The 16,795-nt window shown below is 55.5% G+C and carries 16 protein-coding genes and 1 other annotated feature; of the genes, 10 read left to right on the top strand and 6 right to left on the bottom strand.

What is annotated here, in order from left to right; all coding sequences use genetic code 11:
- The 3 genes from trpD to trpL all read right to left on the bottom strand — a co-directional run bounded on the left by trpD (position 1) and on the right by trpL (position 3,296).
- A complete protein-coding gene (gene trpD, locus DBR02_RS22165) occupies positions 1 to 1,596 on the bottom strand; it encodes a bifunctional anthranilate synthase glutamate amidotransferase component TrpG/anthranilate phosphoribosyltransferase TrpD (protein ID WP_063866553.1) in 1,596 nt (531 codons plus the stop codon).
- The gene (locus DBR02_RS22160) at positions 1,596 to 3,158 is read right to left on the bottom strand and encodes an anthranilate synthase component 1 (RefSeq protein WP_107535478.1); all 1,563 of its coding nucleotides are present in this window, start codon (positions 3,156 to 3,158) and stop codon (positions 1,596 to 1,598) included. Before DBR02_RS22160 ends, trpD begins: the two co-directional genes overlap by 1 nt.
- 23 nt (positions 3,159 to 3,181) lie before the next feature.
- Positions 3,182 to 3,275 (bottom strand) — a sequence feature (Trp leader region).
- The gene (gene trpL, locus DBR02_RS22155) at positions 3,252 to 3,296 is read right to left on the bottom strand and encodes a trp operon leader peptide (protein WP_071524153.1); all 45 of its coding nucleotides are present in this window, start codon (positions 3,294 to 3,296) and stop codon (positions 3,252 to 3,254) included. Its footprint overlaps the feature before it by 24 nt.
- A gap of 127 nt (positions 3,297 to 3,423) precedes the next feature.
- On the opposite strand from trpL, the gene rnm reads away from it, so the two are divergent.
- From rnm to rluB, 3 genes are all read left to right on the top strand, one after another.
- Positions 3,424 to 4,317 (top strand): RNase RNM, encoded by an 894-nt coding sequence (rnm, locus tag DBR02_RS22150; RefSeq protein ID WP_107535477.1) that lies wholly within the window; start codon positions 3,424 to 3,426, stop codon positions 4,315 to 4,317.
- Positions 4,314 to 4,934: an L-threonylcarbamoyladenylate synthase gene (locus DBR02_RS22145; protein ID WP_003856793.1), complete on the top strand. Its 621-nt coding sequence runs from the start codon at positions 4,314 to 4,316 to the stop codon at positions 4,932 to 4,934. Before rnm ends, DBR02_RS22145 begins: the two co-directional genes overlap by 4 nt.
- Positions 4,935 to 5,031: 97 nt before the next feature.
- Complete coding sequence (gene rluB, locus DBR02_RS22140) at positions 5,032 to 5,907, top strand: 23S rRNA pseudouridine(2605) synthase RluB (RefSeq protein ID WP_003856794.1); 876 nt, start codon at positions 5,032 to 5,034, stop codon at positions 5,905 to 5,907.
- Positions 5,908 to 5,942: 35 nt separating this feature from the next.
- On the opposite strand, the gene cobO is transcribed toward rluB, so the two are convergent.
- Both cobO and DBR02_RS22130 read right to left on the bottom strand, forming a co-directional pair.
- A complete protein-coding gene (cobO, locus tag DBR02_RS22135) occupies positions 5,943 to 6,533 on the bottom strand; it encodes a cob(I)yrinic acid a,c-diamide adenosyltransferase (protein WP_063866556.1) in 591 nt (196 codons plus the stop codon).
- The gene (locus DBR02_RS22130; protein ID WP_107535476.1) at positions 6,530 to 7,291 is read right to left on the bottom strand and encodes a YciK family oxidoreductase; all 762 of its coding nucleotides are present in this window, start codon (positions 7,289 to 7,291) and stop codon (positions 6,530 to 6,532) included. The genes cobO and DBR02_RS22130 overlap by 4 nt, the downstream gene beginning before the upstream one ends.
- 251 nt (positions 7,292 to 7,542) lie before the next feature.
- On the opposite strand from DBR02_RS22130, the gene sohB reads away from it, so the two are divergent.
- Complete coding sequence (gene sohB, locus DBR02_RS22125) at positions 7,543 to 8,589, top strand: protease SohB (protein ID WP_107535475.1); 1,047 nt, start codon at positions 7,543 to 7,545, stop codon at positions 8,587 to 8,589.
- A 36-nt stretch (positions 8,590 to 8,625) separates the two neighbouring features.
- Here sohB and DBR02_RS22120 read toward each other — a convergent pair whose 3' ends face one another.
- A complete protein-coding gene (locus tag DBR02_RS22120; protein WP_063452272.1) occupies positions 8,626 to 8,877 on the bottom strand; it encodes a YciN family protein in 252 nt (83 codons plus the stop codon).
- A 398-nt stretch (positions 8,878 to 9,275) separates the two neighbouring features.
- On the opposite strand from DBR02_RS22120, the gene topA reads away from it, so the two are divergent.
- From topA to acnA, 6 genes are all read left to right on the top strand, one after another.
- Positions 9,276 to 11,873, top strand: coding sequence for a type I DNA topoisomerase (gene topA / locus DBR02_RS22115; protein WP_063866559.1), 2,598 nt, complete (start codon positions 9,276 to 9,278; stop codon positions 11,871 to 11,873).
- Positions 11,874 to 12,059: 186 nt separating this feature from the next.
- Positions 12,060 to 13,034 (top strand): HTH-type transcriptional regulator CysB, encoded by a 975-nt coding sequence (gene cysB / locus DBR02_RS22105; RefSeq protein WP_006810844.1) that lies wholly within the window; start codon positions 12,060 to 12,062, stop codon positions 13,032 to 13,034.
- Between the two features lie 336 nt (positions 13,035 to 13,370).
- Complete coding sequence (locus DBR02_RS22100) at positions 13,371 to 13,511, top strand: YmiA family putative membrane protein (RefSeq protein ID WP_216858842.1); 141 nt, start codon at positions 13,371 to 13,373, stop codon at positions 13,509 to 13,511.
- 8 nt (positions 13,512 to 13,519) lie between these two features.
- Positions 13,520 to 13,684: a hypothetical protein gene (locus DBR02_RS26700; RefSeq protein WP_162301170.1), complete on the top strand. Its 165-nt coding sequence runs from the start codon at positions 13,520 to 13,522 to the stop codon at positions 13,682 to 13,684.
- 134 nt (positions 13,685 to 13,818) lie between these two features.
- A complete protein-coding gene (gene ymiC / locus DBR02_RS27030) occupies positions 13,819 to 13,920 on the top strand; it encodes a small membrane protein YmiC (RefSeq protein ID WP_063452276.1) in 102 nt (33 codons plus the stop codon).
- A 165-nt stretch (positions 13,921 to 14,085) separates the two neighbouring features.
- The gene (acnA, locus tag DBR02_RS22095; protein ID WP_107535473.1) at positions 14,086 to 16,761 is read left to right on the top strand and encodes an aconitate hydratase AcnA; all 2,676 of its coding nucleotides are present in this window, start codon (positions 14,086 to 14,088) and stop codon (positions 16,759 to 16,761) included.
- Positions 16,762 to 16,795: the final 34 nt, after the last annotated feature.

Below are 16,795 nucleotides of genomic sequence, written 5' to 3'. Positions count from 1 at the left end.
TTACCCTCTTGCCGCAAGTGCGGTAACGCGATCGTAAGCTGCACCGGAGCGCAGTACGTCCAGAACTTTTTGGGCGTTGGCTTTCAGATCTTCCTCGCCATGTAAACGCATCAGCATGGCAACGTTGGCCGCCACGGCGGCCTCATGGGCAGCCTCACCTTTACCTTGTAATAAGCGCGTGAGAATGTCACGGTTTTCTTCCGGTGTACCGCCAGCCAGCGCATCCTGATGATACGGGGTCAACCCGAAGTCAGCGGCCTCAAGCTGATAGTTCAGCACTTCACCGTTATTCAGTTCGGCCACCAGCGTAGGCGCATGCAGAGAAACCTCATCCATTCCGCCGCTATGTACCACGGCGGCACGTTTGTAACCCAGAACGCGCAGCGTCTCGGCAATCGGCAGCACCAGCTCCGGGCTGTAAACGCCAATCAGCGCCAGCGGCGGGTGCGCCGGGTTAATGAGGGGACCGAGCACGTTAAACAGCGTGCGGGTTTTAAGCTGCTGGCGAACCGGCATCGCGTGGCGGAAACCGGTGTGGTACTTCGGCGCAAACAGGAAGCAGACGCCCAGGTCATCCAGCGCTTCACGGGAACGCTCGGCGTTCATGTCCAGGTTGATGCCGAAAGCGGCCAGCAGGTCGGACGAACCGGACCGGCTGGAGACGCTGCGGTTGCCGTGCTTGGCCACCTTCAGGCCGCAGGCCGCCGCCACAAAGGCGCTGGCGGTCGAAATGTTGATGCTGTTGCTGCCGTCGCCACCGGTCCCGACGATATCCGCAAACTGGTAGTCCGGACGCGGGAACGGGGCGGCATTTTCCAGCAGCGCGGTGGCCGCACCGGCAATCTCCTGCGGGCTTTCGCCGCGCACTTTCATGCTCACCAGCGCAGCGGCCAGCTGCTCAGGCTTCAGCTCGCCCCGCACGACGGCGGAGAAAAGCTGGTGGCTCTCCTGCTGGCTCAGGGTCTGGGCCTGATACAGTTTTTCCAGAATCGGTTGCAGGGTATTGGTCTGCTCCAGCTTTTGCAGCGCCCAGTCGAGCGTTTGCTCCAGCAGGCGCGCGCCATTGGACGTCAGGATAGATTCCGGGTGGAACTGCATCCCGCAGACGCGATCCGCATCATGACGAACCGCCATCACCATTCCTTCAAACGAGGCGTTGATGGTCAGCCCGGCCGGAATATTGCTGCCGACAAGCGAGTGGTAACGCGCCACCGGAAGCGGGTTCGGCAGTCCGGCAAACATCGCCTGACCGTCATGTTCAATGCTCGACGCTTTACCATGCAGGATCTCACCCGCCTGACCGACGTAACCGCCGTAGGCTTCCACGATTGCCTGGTGGCCGAGGCAGATACCGATAATCGGCAGCTTGCCGCGCATGCGTGTCAACAGTTCAGGCATACAGCCCGCTTCGCTCGGCGCGCCCGGCCCCGGGGAGAGCATCAGCACCGGGTTTTGCATGGTCGCCAGACGGTCAATCAGCGTCTGAGCCGGAACGTGGTTGCGATAGATAACAACGTTATGACCATTCGCACGCAGCTGATCTGCCAGGTTGTAGGTAAAGGAGTCGATATTATCGAGCAGCAGAATGTCAGCCATCAGAAAATCTCCTGTGCATGGTGTGCGGTAGCAATGGCGCGCAGTACCGCGCGTGCTTTACTGCGGGTTTCGTCAGCTTCAGACTGCGGAACAGAATCAAGAACAATCCCGGCCCCGGCCTGGACGGTAGCAATGCCGTCCTCAACGTAGGCGGAGCGGATCACGATGCAGGTATCAAGATCGCCGTGAGCGGTGAAATAGCCCACCGCACCACCGTAGCTGCCGCGACGGCGTCCTTCCGCTTCGGCAATCAGCTGCATGGCGCGCACCTTCGGCGCGCCGCTCAGGGTGCCCATATTCATGCAGGCGCGGTAGGCATGCAGAACGTCGAGGTCGTGGCGCAGCTCACCGACCACGCGGGAAACCAGATGCATGACGAAGGAGTAGCGGTCTACTTTGGTCAGATCCGCTACGTAACGGCTGCCCGGCGTGCAAATTCGCGCCAGATCGTTACGCGCCAGGTCAACCAGCATCAGGTGCTCGGACAGCTCTTTGTGGTCGGTACGCATTTCCAGTTCGATGCGGCTGTCGAGATCGCGGTCCAGGGAACCATCGGCACGACGGCCGCGTGGACGGGTGCCCGCAATCGGGTAGATCTCAATCTGTCGGCTGGTGGCGTCGTACTTCAGGGAGCTTTCCGGCGACGCGCCAAACAGCGTGAAGTCATTGTCCTGCATAAAGAACATGTACGGGCTTGGGTTGCTTTTTTTCAGCACATCGTAAGCCGCCAGCGGCGACGGGCAGGGCAGTGAGAAACGACGGGACGGCACCACCTGGAAAATTTCCCCGGCGCGAATCGCTTTTTGCATCTGACGTACCACCGCGCCGTATTGATCGTCGGTCTGACTTACCTCGCAGGTCATTTCCTCAATGCGCTGCACCGGCAGCGCAGGCGGTGCTTCCGACATCTGCTGTTGCAGTTGCGCGATGCGCTGCTCAAGGCGGTTTTTTTCAGACCCCGACGGGGTGAACAGGCTGGCCTGGATGCGGGTATATTTTTTCTGATGGTCGATCACCAGCAGGGTTTCGGCAAGGTAGAAGCAGTAGTCCGGGCATCGATTGCCCTGCTCGGTTTCCGGTAAATCTTCAAAGCCGGCTACCAGGTCGTAAGCAAACAGCCCGCCAAAGAACATCGCCTCGCGCTCATCTTCCGGCACGGTGACCAGATTTTGCAGCAGGCGGAAGGCATCGAAAACGGACAGCGAGCAGAGGCGGGCATCTTCATCCAGCAGCTGGCTCACCGGCGGGAAATGCAGAATACGCAGGTCCGGGTGCCGTTCATTTTCAATGCCTGAAGGCAGCGCCGCATCCAGCAGCGGCAGCAGCGACGCGCCATTGTCAGACAACGCCTTGATGGTGACGGTGTCACCTAACGCGGTAATGCGCAGCGCGCTGTCAACCAGCAGCAGGCTTTTGAGGTCGTCCTTGCTGTCGATATCCGCAGACTCCAGCAGCAGCGTCGCGGGACGTGCGCCGCACACCTGATGAAACAGCGCGGTAGGGTTATGGCGATAGGCCGCCTCGCAGGTCAGCAGTTCGAGGTGTGGTTTGGCTGTTTGCATGTTGTTGTTCTCATATTTTGTTCAAAAAAAAGCCCGCTGGGTAGCGGGCGGGTATCTGTTTGCATTTCGCAGACGCGTGACACTGCCCGAAGATCAGGAAGTACGCCACCAACCGTGCAGAGCGAAATGTGCTGTCATTTTCAGATACCTTTCTCGTGTGAACTTGCGTACTAGTTAACTAGTTCGATGGCGTGTTGTCAACCCCTGATTTCAGTATTTCACGGTAAGTCGGTATCATAGGGGCTTCGGATGTCTCCAGACTGTTATGGGAAGTGCTTTGAGCGATACCACCTACGCCGTAATTTATGATTTACACAGCCACACGCAGGCTTCAGATGGCCTGCTGACGCCCGAAGCCCTGGTCCATCGCGCCGTTGAAATGCGTGTCGGCACGCTGGCAATAACCGATCACGACACAACCGACGCCATCCCCGCCGCGCGTGCGGAGATTGCCCGCAGCGGACTGGCGCTAAATCTCATACCCGGGGTTGAGATCTCCACGCTCTGGGAAAACCACGAAATTCATATCGTTGGCCTGAACATAGATACAGAACATCCGGCAATGCGGGCTTTTTTGCAAGAACAAAAAGCACGCCGCAATCAGCGCGCGGAGATGATAGGCGAACGTCTTGAGAAGGCGCATATTCCCGGTGCGCTGGAAGGCGCGCGTAAGCTCGCGAACGGCGGGGCGGTAACGCGCGGCCATTTCGCCCGTTTTCTGGTTGAAGCCGGTAAAGCGACGACCATGGCGAATGTTTTTAAAAAGTATCTGGCGCGCGGGAAAACCGGATACGTTCCCCCCCAGTGGTGTACAATAAAACAAGCTATTGATGTCATTCATCATTCTGGTGGTAAGGCCGTACTGGCCCATCCGGGGCGGTATAATCTTTCTGCTAAATGGCTGAAAAGGCTGCTGGCGCACTTTGCCGAATGCGGCGGTGAGGCGATGGAAGTTGCCCAGTGTCAGCAGGCTCCCAATGAGCGTTCGCAGCTTGCGACCTACGCCCGCCAGTTTGGCCTGCTTGGGTCACAGGGTTCAGATTTCCATCAGCCCTGCGCGTGGATTGAACTGGGGCGCAAGCTCTGGTTACCTGCGGGCGTTGAGCCTGTCTGGCAGCTCTGGGAACAGCCACAGCAAATTGAAGAGAGGGAAGTATGAGTCAGTTTTTCTATATCCATCCGGATAACCCGCAGCCACGCCTGATTAATCAGGCTGTGGAAATCGTCCGCAAAGGCGGCGTAATTGTTTACCCAACCGATTCTGGCTACGCGCTGGGCTGTAAAATCGAAGACAAAGGGGCGATGGAGCGTATCTGTCGCATCCGCCAGCTGCCGGACGGCCACAACTTTACCCTGATGTGTCGCGACCTCTCCGAGTTGTCGACCTACGCGTACGTCGACAACGTGGCCTTTCGTCTGATCAAAAACAACACGCCGGGTAACTACACGTTTATCCTGAAAGGCACGAAAGAGGTGCCGCGCCGGCTGTTGCAGGAAAAACGCAAAACCATCGGGATGCGCGTGCCGTCTAACCCGATCGCCCAGGCGCTGCTGGAAACCCTCGGCGAGCCGATGCTCTCCACATCGCTGATGCTGCCGGGGAGTGAATTTACCGAGTCCGACCCGGAAGAGATCAAAGATCGTCTGGAGAAGGTGGTGGAGCTGATTATTCACGGCGGCTATCTCGGCCAGCAGCCGACCACCGTGGTGGATCTCACCGAAGATGCGCCAGAAGTCATTCGTGAAGGCGTGGGCGATGTAAAGCCTTTCTTGTAAGGGTGTAAGCAGATATACTACGCGGCCATCAAAGCAGGGCGCTGCCCTGTTTTTGACCTGATTCGACGCCTGTGAAGGCGACACCTGAGGAAGCTCAATGAGCGAGAAGTTACAGAAAGTGCTGGCGCGCGCCGGCCACGGTTCGCGCCGTGAAATCGAAGCCATTATTGAAGCAGGCCGCGTGAGCGTGGACGGCAAAATTGCCACGCTCGGCGACCGCGTAGAAATCGTACCGGGGCTCAAGATCCGCATTGACGGCCATCTTATCTCCGTGAAAGAGTCTGCTGAACAGATCTGTCGCGTACTGGCTTACTACAAGCCGGAAGGCGAACTGTGTACCCGCAACGACCCGGAAGGCCGCCCGACGGTCTTTGACCGTCTGCCAAAACTGCGTGGCGCCCGCTGGATTGCCGTGGGGCGTCTGGACGTGAACACCTGCGGCTTGCTGCTTTTCACCACCGATGGTGAACTGGCAAACCGCCTGATGCACCCGAGTCGTGAAGTGGAGCGTGAATACGCCGTGCGCGTCTTCGGCCAGGTTGATGAGAACAAACTGCGCGATCTGTCGCGTGGCGTTCAGCTTGAAGACGGCCCTGCGGCGTTCAAAACCATCAAGTTTACCGGTGGTGAAGGCATTAACCAGTGGTACAACGTGACCCTGACAGAAGGACGTAACCGCGAGGTTCGTCGTCTGTGGGAAGCGGTAGGCGTACAGGTGAGCCGACTGATCCGCGTCCGCTATGGCGACATTCTGCTGCCTAAGGGTCTGCCACGCGGCGGGTATACCGAACTGGATCTGACCCAGACCAACTACCTGCGCGATTTGGTTGGCCTGACGCCAGAAACCACCTCGAAAGTGGCGGTGGAAAAAGATCGTCGTCGCATGAAGGCAAATCAGATCCGCCGTGCGGTGAAGCGTCACAGCCAGGTCAGCAGCAATCGCCGCTCTGGCAGCCGCAATAACAACGGCTAATCGAAAAGCCCGGTAAAGATACCGGGCTTTTTTCTTTAGTAATCAATCCCTATCTGCGCTTTGATACCCGCATCGAACGCATGCTTAACCGGACGCAGCTCGCTGACGGTATCTGCAATCTCCAGAATATCCCGATGACACCCGCGCCCCGTGACGATCGCCGTCTGGTGTGCAGGGCGATTCCTGAGCGCCTCCAGCACGGCTTCCAGCGGCAGGTAGTCATAGGCCACCATATAGGTGATCTCATCCAGCAACACCATATTCAGCGTCGGGTCAGAGAGCATTCTTTTGGCATGCTCCCAGACGGCGAGGCAGGCTGCGGTATCCGTTTCCCGGTTCTGGGTATCCCAGGTGAAACCCGTCGCCATAACCTGGAACTCAACGCCATGCGGTTCGAGTAGATTACGCTCGCCGTTGGGCCATTCCCCCTTGATAAACTGGATCACGCCCACTTTCTGCCCATGACCAACGGCGCGGGTGGCGGTACCGAAGGCGGCTGTGGTTTTGCCTTTGCCGTTACCGGTGAACACGATGAGGATCCCGCGTTCGTCCTGGGCGGCGGCCACACGTGCGTCAACCTGTTCTTTCAGACGCTGCTGGCGCTGCTGATGACGGTCTTCACTCATTGCGATATCCCCGGTTTGCGGCCTGGCTGGGCATCGAAGGTCATACCGGTTTTACGACGGCTGTCGTCACCCATCAGCCACAGGTAAAGGGGCATGATATCGGCCGGGGTTTTAAGCTTCTGCGGATCTTCTGTCGGGAACGCACTCGCACGCATTTTGGTGCGCGTACCGCCAGGGTTAATGCAGTTTACCCGCAAATGGCGGTTTTGATACTCTTCAGCCAGCACCTGCATCATTCCTTCGGTGGCAAATTTTGAGGCTGCGTAAGCCCCCCAGTTCGCACGGCCCTGACGACCTACGCTGGAGGAGGTAAACACCAGCGAGCCAGAATCTGATTTGAGTAATAAAGGAAGCAAGGCCTGGGTCAGGAAAAACGTCCCGTTGACGTTAACCTGCATCACCTGCTGCCAAATCTCCGGATCCTGTTCATCCATCGGGCGCACTTCGCCCAGCAATCCCGCGTTGTGCAGCACGCCGTCAAGACGGGGATAATGCGTGCTGATGCGCTGGGCAAGGGCCTGACATGACGCTGGCGTGCAGGTCAGCAGATCGAGCGTATACCAGGGCGTGGGCGTACCGCCGGCGTCTTCGATTTCACGGGCAACGGATTTTAGCTTTTCTTCATTACGTCCCAGCAGAATAAGGTTCGCACCATATTCAGAATAGGTCAGCGCCGCTTCACGACCAATTCCGTCGCTGGCACCGGTAACCAGAATGATGCGGTTCTGTAGAAGGTTTTTTTGTGGCTGATAATGCACGGTGGCTCCTCAGGCGCATTGAGCGTGACTTGCACCTTTATTTATGACTTTTCGGCTTTATGCCCGAAACAGCGTCAGAATTCAATCAGTCTACAGGACAGAACGCTGGGAAATTAACAATTTGCAAAGATTTAAACCAGAACAGGGGGATTCCTGAAGCCGCCTCGCAGAGGTAATGTCCAGAGCGAGACGCCCGCGCAGGGCTGTTGTACACTGGCGTGAAAGATTCGTGGTTAAATCAAGGTGGACGCGTGGAATTACTTTCTCAATATGGGTTGTTTTTGGCGAAAATCGCGACGGTGGTTATTGCTATCGCGGTGATTGCCGCTCTGATTGTCAACCTGACGCAGCGTAAGCGTCAGCGTGGTGAGTTACGCATTACCCGCCTGAGCGAGCAGTATAAAGAGATGCAGGAGGAGATGTCTCTGGCGCTGCTGGACGATCATCAACAGAAGCTGTGGCTAAAAGCCCATAAGAAAAAACGTAAGCAGGAAGCCAAAGCGGCGAAGGCGAAAGCAAAGCTCGCCGCGCCGCAGGCTGATCCAAAGCCGCGCGTCTATGTGCTCGATTTTAAAGGCAGCATGGATGCGCATGAAGTCTCCTCTTTGCGCGAAGAAGTGACGGCGGTACTGGCCGTGGCGACACCGCAGGATCAGGTTGTAGTACGCCTTGAAAGCCCCGGCGGCGTCGTGCATGGGTATGGACTGGCGGCGTCGCAGTTACAGCGTCTGCGTGATAAACAGATCCCGCTCACCGTAGCGGTAGATAAAGTCGCGGCGAGCGGCGGCTACATGATGGCGTGCGTGGCGGATAAAATCGTCGCAGCACCTTTTTCAATTATCGGCTCGATTGGCGTGGTCGCGCAGATCCCTAACTTCAATCGTTTCCTGAAAAACAAAGAGATCGATATCGAACTGCATACGGCGGGTCAGTACAAACGTACGCTCACGCTGCTCGGCGAGAACACCGAAGAGGGTCGGCAGAAGTTCCGGGAAGATCTGAACGAAACCCACCATCTGTTCAAAGATTTCGTGCACCGCATGCGCCCAACGCTGGACATTGAGCAGGTAGCTACGGGCGAACACTGGTACGGCACGCAGGCGCAGGAGAAAGGGCTGGTGGATGAAGTGGGTACCAGCGACGATCTCCTGATAAACCTGATGGAAGGCCGTGAGCTGGTGGGGGTGCGCTTCACCCGTCGTAAGCGCCTCCTCGACCGTTTTACCAGTAGTGCGGCAGAAAGCGCGGATCGCCTGCTGCTGCGCTGGTTGCAGCGCGGACAAAAGCCGTTGCTCTAAAGAAAAACGCGAGGCATATGCCTCGCGTTTTTACTTTTAATCGACCAGGTGATACTTCTCTGAGAGGGCATGCGCCAGGTATTTAAACATGTTAAATACGGCGGTGCTTTTCGGGGTTGGCAACCCCTGTTCATCAAGGAAATATTCACCGCTGAACACCAGCACGCCATTACGCTGTTCCACGCCAGTCGCTTCGATCCCCGCCAGGGTGTCTTCATGGTCGCGAATGAGTTTGTTTGCTTCGATAAGCAGAGAAGCTCGGTCAATGGGTTGGGTCGTTTTCTGCATATTCCACTCCTTAAACAGTGACAATAGTCTACGCCTGGGTCGCTTCAGGGGCAAATTTTCCCTGTTATCCGAGGGGATAAGGAAAGGGGATTGGCTGGCGGGAATTGCTTTTGCATGCTAATAAAGTTGCGTAACGAATTTTATCAGGTACAGTGTGCGCTTTCGTCATTCTGGCAACAGAATTGCTTGACATTCGACCGGGAATTCGTCACGAATGAACTTTGATGTGAGAAAAATACCCGAAAACTCAATGACCTGGATGTCGCCATTCTGACGTTCGGTAAGACATAGGGGTTGATATCCCCTGACGACGTCGCAATATCAATGGCTCGTCGTCAGCGGAAGGGAAATCAACGTGCGGCGTATTCCTGGAAGAATTAAATTAGGTAAAGGTGAATATGGGTAAAGCTCTCGTCATCGTTGAGTCCCCGGCAAAAGCCAAAACGATCAATAAATATCTGGGCAATGACTACGTGGTTAAGTCCAGCGTTGGTCACATTCGCGATTTGCCGACCAGTGGTTCAGCCAGCAAAAAGAGCGCAGACTCTACCTCCACCAAAGGGGCTAAAAAGCCTAAAAAGGATGAACGTAGCGCGCTTGTCAACCGCATGGGTGTTAACCCATGGCACAACTGGGATGCACAATACGAAGTGCTGCCAGGCAAAGAAAAAGTCGTTAACGAGCTGAAGCAGCTTGCTGAAAAAGCAGACCACATTTATCTCGCAACCGACCTTGACCGCGAAGGGGAGGCCATCGCATGGCACCTGCGGGAAGTGATCGGGGGTGATGACAAACGCTACAGCCGCGTAGTGTTTAACGAAATTACAAAGAATGCGATTCGTCAGGCGTTTGAAAAGCCGGGTGAACTGAATATCGACCGCGTCAACGCTCAGCAGGCGCGTCGCTTTATGGACCGCGTTGTAGGCTACATGGTCTCGCCGCTGTTGTGGAAAAAGGTCGCTCGCGGCCTGTCTGCGGGGCGCGTGCAGTCCGTGGCCGTACGTCTGGTTGTTGAACGCGAACGCGAAATTAAAGCGTTCGTCCCGGAAGAGTTCTGGGAGGTGGATGCCAACGTCACCACGCCGGGCGGCGATGCGCTGCCGTTGCAGGTGAGCCACCACAACGACAAGCCGTTCCGTCCTGAAAATCGCGACCAGACCATGGCCGCCGTGGCGCTGCTGGAAAAAGCGCGTTATCAGGTTCTGGATCGTGAAGACAAACCGACCAGCAGCAAGCCTGGCGCACCGTTTATCACGTCAACGCTCCAGCAGGCGGCAAGCACGCGTCTGGGTTACGGCGTTAAGAAAACCATGATGATGGCCCAGCGTCTGTATGAAGCGGGTTACATTACCTACATGCGTACTGACTCCACCAACCTGAGCCAGGACGCTGTCAGCATGGTGCGCGGCTATATTGAGGATAACTTCGGTAAGAAATACCTGCCGGACAGTCCTAATCAGTACGCCAGCAAAGAGAACTCTCAGGAAGCGCACGAAGCGATTCGTCCTTCTGACGTTTCCGTCCTGGCCGAATCGCTGAAGGATATGGAAGCGGACGCGCAGAAGCTGTATCAGCTGATCTGGCGCCAGTTCGTGGCCTGCCAGATGACGCCAGCGAAATACGACTCCACCACGCTGACCGTTGGTGCGGGTGATTTCCGCCTGAAAGCGCGCGGTCGTATCCTGCGCTTCGACGGCTGGACAAAAGTAATGCCTGCGCTGCGCAAAGGTGATGAAGACAGAACGCTGCCTTCCGTCAACAAAGGGGACGAGCTGTCGCTGGTCGATCTGGTCCCGGCTCAGCACTTCACCAAGCCGCCTGCGCGTTTCAGCGAAGCATCGCTGGTAAAAGAGCTGGAAAAACGCGGCATCGGTCGCCCGTCTACCTATGCGTCAATCATTTCGACCATTCAGGATCGTGGATACGTTCGTGTTGAGAACCGTCGTTTCTATGCTGAAAAAATGGGTGAGATTGTCACCGACCGTCTGGAAGCTAACTTCCGTGAGCTGATGAACTATGACTTCACCGCGCAGATGGAAGACAGCCTCGATGAGGTTGCCAGCCATAAGGCCGAGTGGAAGAAAGTTCTCGACAGCTTCTTCAGCGATTTTACCAGCCAGCTTGAGAAAGCTGAGAAAGATCCTGAAGAAGGCGGCATGCTGCCTAACCAGATGGTGCTCACCAGCATCGACTGCCCAACCTGTGGCCGCAAAATGGGGATCCGTACTGCAACAACGGGCGTATTCCTCGGTTGTTCTGGTTATGCACTTTCTCCAAAAGAGCGCTGCAAAACCACCATCAACCTCGTGCCGGAGAACGAAGTTCTCAACGTGCTGGAAGGGGACGATGCGGAAACCAACGCGCTGCGCGCCAAACGCCGCTGTAAGAAATGCGGCACGGCGATGGACAGCTATCTGATCGATCCGAAACGTAAGCTGCACGTTTGCGGCAATAACCCGACCTGCGACGGTTATGAGATCGAAGAAGGCGAGTTCCGCATTAAGGGCTATGACGGTCCGGTCGTGGAGTGTGAGAAATGTGGTTCCGAAATGCACCTGAAAATGGGACGCTTCGGTAAGTACATGGCATGTACCAACGACGACTGTAAAAACACGCGTAAGATCCTGCGTAACGGTGAAGTTGCGCCGCCGAAAGAAGATCCGGTTCCGCTTCCGGAATTGCCGTGCGAGAAGTCAGACGCCTATTTCGTCCTGCGTGACGGCGCTGCCGGGGTGTTCCTGGCCGCTAATACCTTCCCGAAATCGCGCGAGACTCGTGCGCCGCTGGTCGAAGAACTGTACCGCTTCCGCGATCGCCTGCCGGAGAAACTGCGTTACCTGGCCGATGCGCCACAGCAGGATCCGGAAGGCAACAAAACCGTGGTGCGTTTCAGCCGTAAAACGAAGCAGCAGTATGTGGCGGCAGAAAAAGAGGGTAAAGCGACCGGATGGTCAGCCTTCTTTGTTGACGGTAAATGGGTTGAAGGCAAAAAATAATCATCTCTTACCGTAACTTACCTGTGAAAGGGCCGGATCTCCGGCCCTTTTTTATTACCTCGTTATTATTTTTTGTTCCGTACTATACAGCCTGGCTATAAATGATATAGTGGTTATAGTTAACCCGTTTCTTATTATTAAATCGTCTTAAGCGATTGTCGCGTGCGTTAAATCGGATGGTCTGGCATGAAATTACAGCAGCTTCGCTATATCGTTGAGGTCGTTAATCACAACCTTAATGTCTCTTCCACCGCAGAAGGCCTTTATACCTCGCAGCCCGGCATCAGCAAGCAGGTGCGTATGCTCGAGGATGAGCTGGGTATTCAGATATTTGCCCGCAGCGGTAAGCACCTGACGCAGGTCACGCCGGCAGGACAGGAAATTATCCGCATTGCGCGGGAAGTGCTTTCCAAAGTTGATGCCATTAAATCCGTTGCAGGGGAACACACCTGGCCGGATAAAGGCTCACTGTATATTGCCACCACGCACACCCAGGCGCGTTACGCGCTTCCCGGGGTGATTAAAGGTTTCATTGAACGCTATCCCCGCGTTTCCCTGCATATGCATCAGGGATCGCCGACACAAATTGCCGAGGCCGTGTCCAAAGGTAATGCCGATTTTGCCATCGCGACGGAAGCCCTTCATCTGTACGATGACCTGGTTATGTTGCCGTGCTACCACTGGAACCGCTCCATTGTCGTGACCCCTGACCATCCGCTGGCGGGTAAGGGTGAAGTGACAATAGAAGAGCTGGCGCAATACCCGCTGGTGACCTATACGTTCGGTTTTACGGGCCGTTCTGAGCTGGACACCGCTTTTAACCGCGCCGGATTAACGCCTCGGATTGTCTTCACCGCGACGGACGCGGACGTCATAAAAACCTACGTGCGTCTGGGCCTGGGCGTGGGGGTTATTGCCAGCATGGCGGTGGATCCTGTCTCAGACCCGGATCTGGTGCGTCTGGACGCGCATGATATCTTCAGCCACAGCACCACCAAGATTGGTTTTCGTCGCAGCACGTTCCTGCGCAGCTATATGTATGATTTTATTCAACGCTTCGCGCCCCATTTAACGCGTGACGTGGTAGATACGGCCGTAGCGTTACGCTCCAACGAAGATATCGAAGAGATGTTTAAAGACATCAAACTTCCCGCCAAATAATCACATCCGGTATCTTTCTCCTGCGGAAAGATACCGCCATTCCTCTTTAAGCTAAATTAGAATTAACCTCATTTGCGCCCACTGTCATATATCGTCATAACCCATTTGATGATTGGGGTTTTACTGTCGCAAATTTGCGACAAAAGTAGAAACTAATTTACAGGTGTGCAAATTATTCTTTTCAATTATTTATTTCTGGTCAAAAGATTGAATTTTTCCCAGACCCAGATGCGTAAATTCACTGGCTTTTCGGCTAAAGTTTCTTTAGGATTTATCTCATCAGATGATTACTTGTGCCAATTGTTTGGTCTCTAAATGATAAGCGATGTCGATTGTATGAGGTTAGCAATGCCGTCAGGAAGTGAAGAACCGCAAAGGGATCCCGCACTTAAGCGTAAAGCCTGGCTGGCGGTCTTTCTTGGCTCTGCCCTGTTCTGGGTGGTGGTTGCTCTCCTTTTCTGGAAATTCTGGGGTTGAATATGGTCATGACGGTGCGTACGGAAGTGCGAAAAGAGATATGTCAGCTTCGTGACAATGCTCACAAAGCGCGCAAGGTGCCAGCAACCAGCGTGCCAGCCTCCTGGAAACTGACGCCACAACAGCAGGCCTTTATTGATGTGTTCGCGGAAGACGAGCCCAAAAAACAATAATTTTGCTTTTTGCGTAATGATGCAAATAGTCTGAATAAAGACTGTGCGCTTTTGTACTCTTTAATAAATACACATCAGCAATATAGATCGAGGGCAGACCTCGGAACCTCAAATAATTAAAGACTGGTGTCCCTATGACAAATAACATGACAACCGTAAAATACTGGTCATGGCTCGGCGTATTCTCAGCGTCGATCCTCTTCTGGTGTCAGCTTATCTGGCTGGCTCTCCACTAAATCGTAAAACCTCGCCACGGCGGGGTTTTTTGTTTTATCCCTCGCGTTGGACCATTCCGAAATTTATCAATTTGGGTTGTTATCAAAACGTTACGACATCTTTGTGTTATCTTTAATTACAGCCCTGATGATTGTCAGGACATCCCTGTTTTTAAGGAGGAGCTTATGTCGTTAACCCTACGCGAAGCCAGTAAGGACACGTTACAGGCGGAAAATAAAACCTGGCACTACTACAGCTTACCGCTGGCTGCAAGGACGCTTGGGGACATTTCGCGGTTACCCAAGTCGTTGAAAGTCTTACTGGAAAACCTCTTACGCTGGCAGGATGGCGACTCGGTTACCGAGGAGGATATCCAGGCTCTTGCAGGGTGGCTTAAGAATGCACATGCAGACAGAGAAATTGCCTATCGCCCGGCCAGGGTGCTGATGCAGGACTTCACCGGCGTGCCGGCGGTTGTGGATTTGGCCGCCATGCGTGAAGCCGTCAAGCGTCTCGGGGGCGATACCGCTAAGGTTAATCCACTCTCCCCGGTAGACCTCGTCATCGACCACTCCGTCACCGTCGACCACTTCGGTGACGACGATGCGTTCGGCGAAAACGTCCGTCTGGAAATGGAACGTAACCATGAACGCTACGTATTCCTTAAATGGGGTCAGCAGGCGTTCAGCCGCTTCAGCGTCGTTCCACCGGGCACCGGAATTTGCCACCAGGTGAACCTGGAATATCTTGGTAAAGCCGTCTGGAGTGAGTTGCAGGATAAGGCGTGGGTTGCGTACCCGGATACGCTGGTGGGCACCGACTCTCACACGACCATGATTAACGGCCTCGGCGTACTGGGTTGGGGCGTGGGCGGTATCGAAGCGGAAGCGGCCATGCTTGGCCAGCCGGTATCAATGCTCATTCCCGATGTGGTGGGCTTTAAGCTCACCGGTAAGCTGTCCGAAGGCATTACCGCCACGGATCTGGTCCTGACGGTCACCCAGATGCTGCGTAAGCATGGCGTGGTAGGTAAATTCGTTGAATTTTATGGCGATGGCCTGGATTCTCTGCCGCTGGCGGACCGCGCCACCATCGCTAATATGGCACCGGAATATGGCGCAACCTGCGGCTTTTTCCCGATTGATAGCGTAACGCTTGAGTATATGCGTCTCAGCGGTCGCAGCGAGGAGCAGGTTGCTCTCGTCGAGGCCTACACTAAAGCGCAGGGCATGTGGCGTAACCCGGGCGACGAGCCGGTATTTACCAGTACGCTGGAGCTGGATATGGGCACCGTTGAGGCAAGCCTCGCAGGGCCGAAACGTCCTCAGGACCGCGTCGCGCTGAGCAACGTACCGAAAGCTTTTGCCGCCAGCAATGAGCTGGAGGTCAATGCCGCGCAAAAAGATCACCGTCCGGTGGACTACGTGCTCAACGGGCATCAGTATCAGCTCCCTGACGGCGCCGTGGTCATCGCCGCTATCACCTCCTGTACCAACACGTCCAACCCGAGCGTGCTAATGGCCGCCGGGCTGCTGGCGAAAAAGGCGGTCGAGCTGGGGCTCAAGCCACAGCCGTGGGTGAAAGCGTCTCTGGCGCCGGGCTCGAAAGTGGTGTCTGATTATCTGGCGCAGGCCAGACTCACGCCTTATCTCGACGAGCTGGGCTTTAACCTGGTGGGCTATGGCTGTACCACCTGTATCGGTAACTCCGGTCCACTTCCTGAACCTATTGAAGTGGCGATCAAGCAGGGGGATTTGACCGTTGGCGCGGTGCTTTCCGGTAACCGAAACTTTGAAGGGCGTATTCATCCGCTGGTGAAGACCAACTGGCTGGCCTCGCCGCCGCTGGTTGTGGCTTACGCTCTGGCCGGAAACATGAACATTAACCTGGCGACCGATCCAATTGGTCACGATCGCAAGAATGAACCGGTCTATCTGAAAGACATCTGGCCATCATCGCGTGAAATTGCGCGTGCGGTCGAGAAAGTCTCCACCGAGATGTTCCGCAAAGAGTATGCGGAAGTGTTTGAAGGGACGCCGGAGTGGAAAACGATCGACGTGGTGGGTTCCGATACCTATGACTGGCAGGATGATTCCACCTATATCCGCCTGTCGCCATTCTTCGATGAGATGCTGGCAGAGCCCGCACCGCTGAAGGATATTCAGGGTGCGCGGATCCTGGCCATGCTGGGGGATTCCGTCACGACTGACCATATCTCCCCGGCGGGAAGCATCAAAGCGGACAGCCCTGCGGGACGTTATCTGCAAAGCCGGGGCGTGGAGCGACGTGATTTTAACTCCTACGGCTCGCGTCGCGGTAACCACGAAGTGATGATGCGCGGGACCTTTGCCAACATCCGCATTCGTAATGAAATGGTGCCGGGCGTGGAAGGGGGCATGACGCGCCACCTGCCGGATACGGAGGTCATTTCAATTTATGACGCTGCCGTGAAGTATCAGCAGGAAGGGACGCCGCTGGCCGTGATTGCCGGGAAAGAGTACGGCTCCGGCTCCAGCCGCGACTGGGCTGCGAAAGGTCCGCGTCTGCTGGGGGTTCGCGTGGTCATTGCCGAATCCTTTGAGCGTATTCACCGTTCAAACCTGATCGGGATGGGGATCCTGCCGCTTGAGTTTCCGCAGGGCGTGACGCGTAAAACGCTGGGGCTGACCGGGGAAGAGCAGATTGATATCAGCGGTCTGCAAAATCTGCAACCGGGTAAAACGGTGCCCGTAAAGTTAACGCGAGCAGACGGTCGAACTGAGGTGCTGGAGTGCCGGTGTCGCATTGATACCGCAACAGAACTGACCTATTACCAGAACGACGGCATTTTGCATTATGTGATTCGTAAGATGCTGGACTGATAAAACTCGCCCGGCAGACGTGCCGGGCGTTTTG

The sequence above is a fragment of the Enterobacter cloacae complex sp. genome (genome assembly GCF_900322725.1).
Taxonomy (GTDB): Bacteria; Pseudomonadota; Gammaproteobacteria; order Enterobacterales; family Enterobacteriaceae; genus Enterobacter; species Enterobacter quasihormaechei.
The sequence above is the reverse complement of the archived record's forward strand: the minus strand, read 5'-3'. Positions and strand labels throughout refer to the sequence as shown.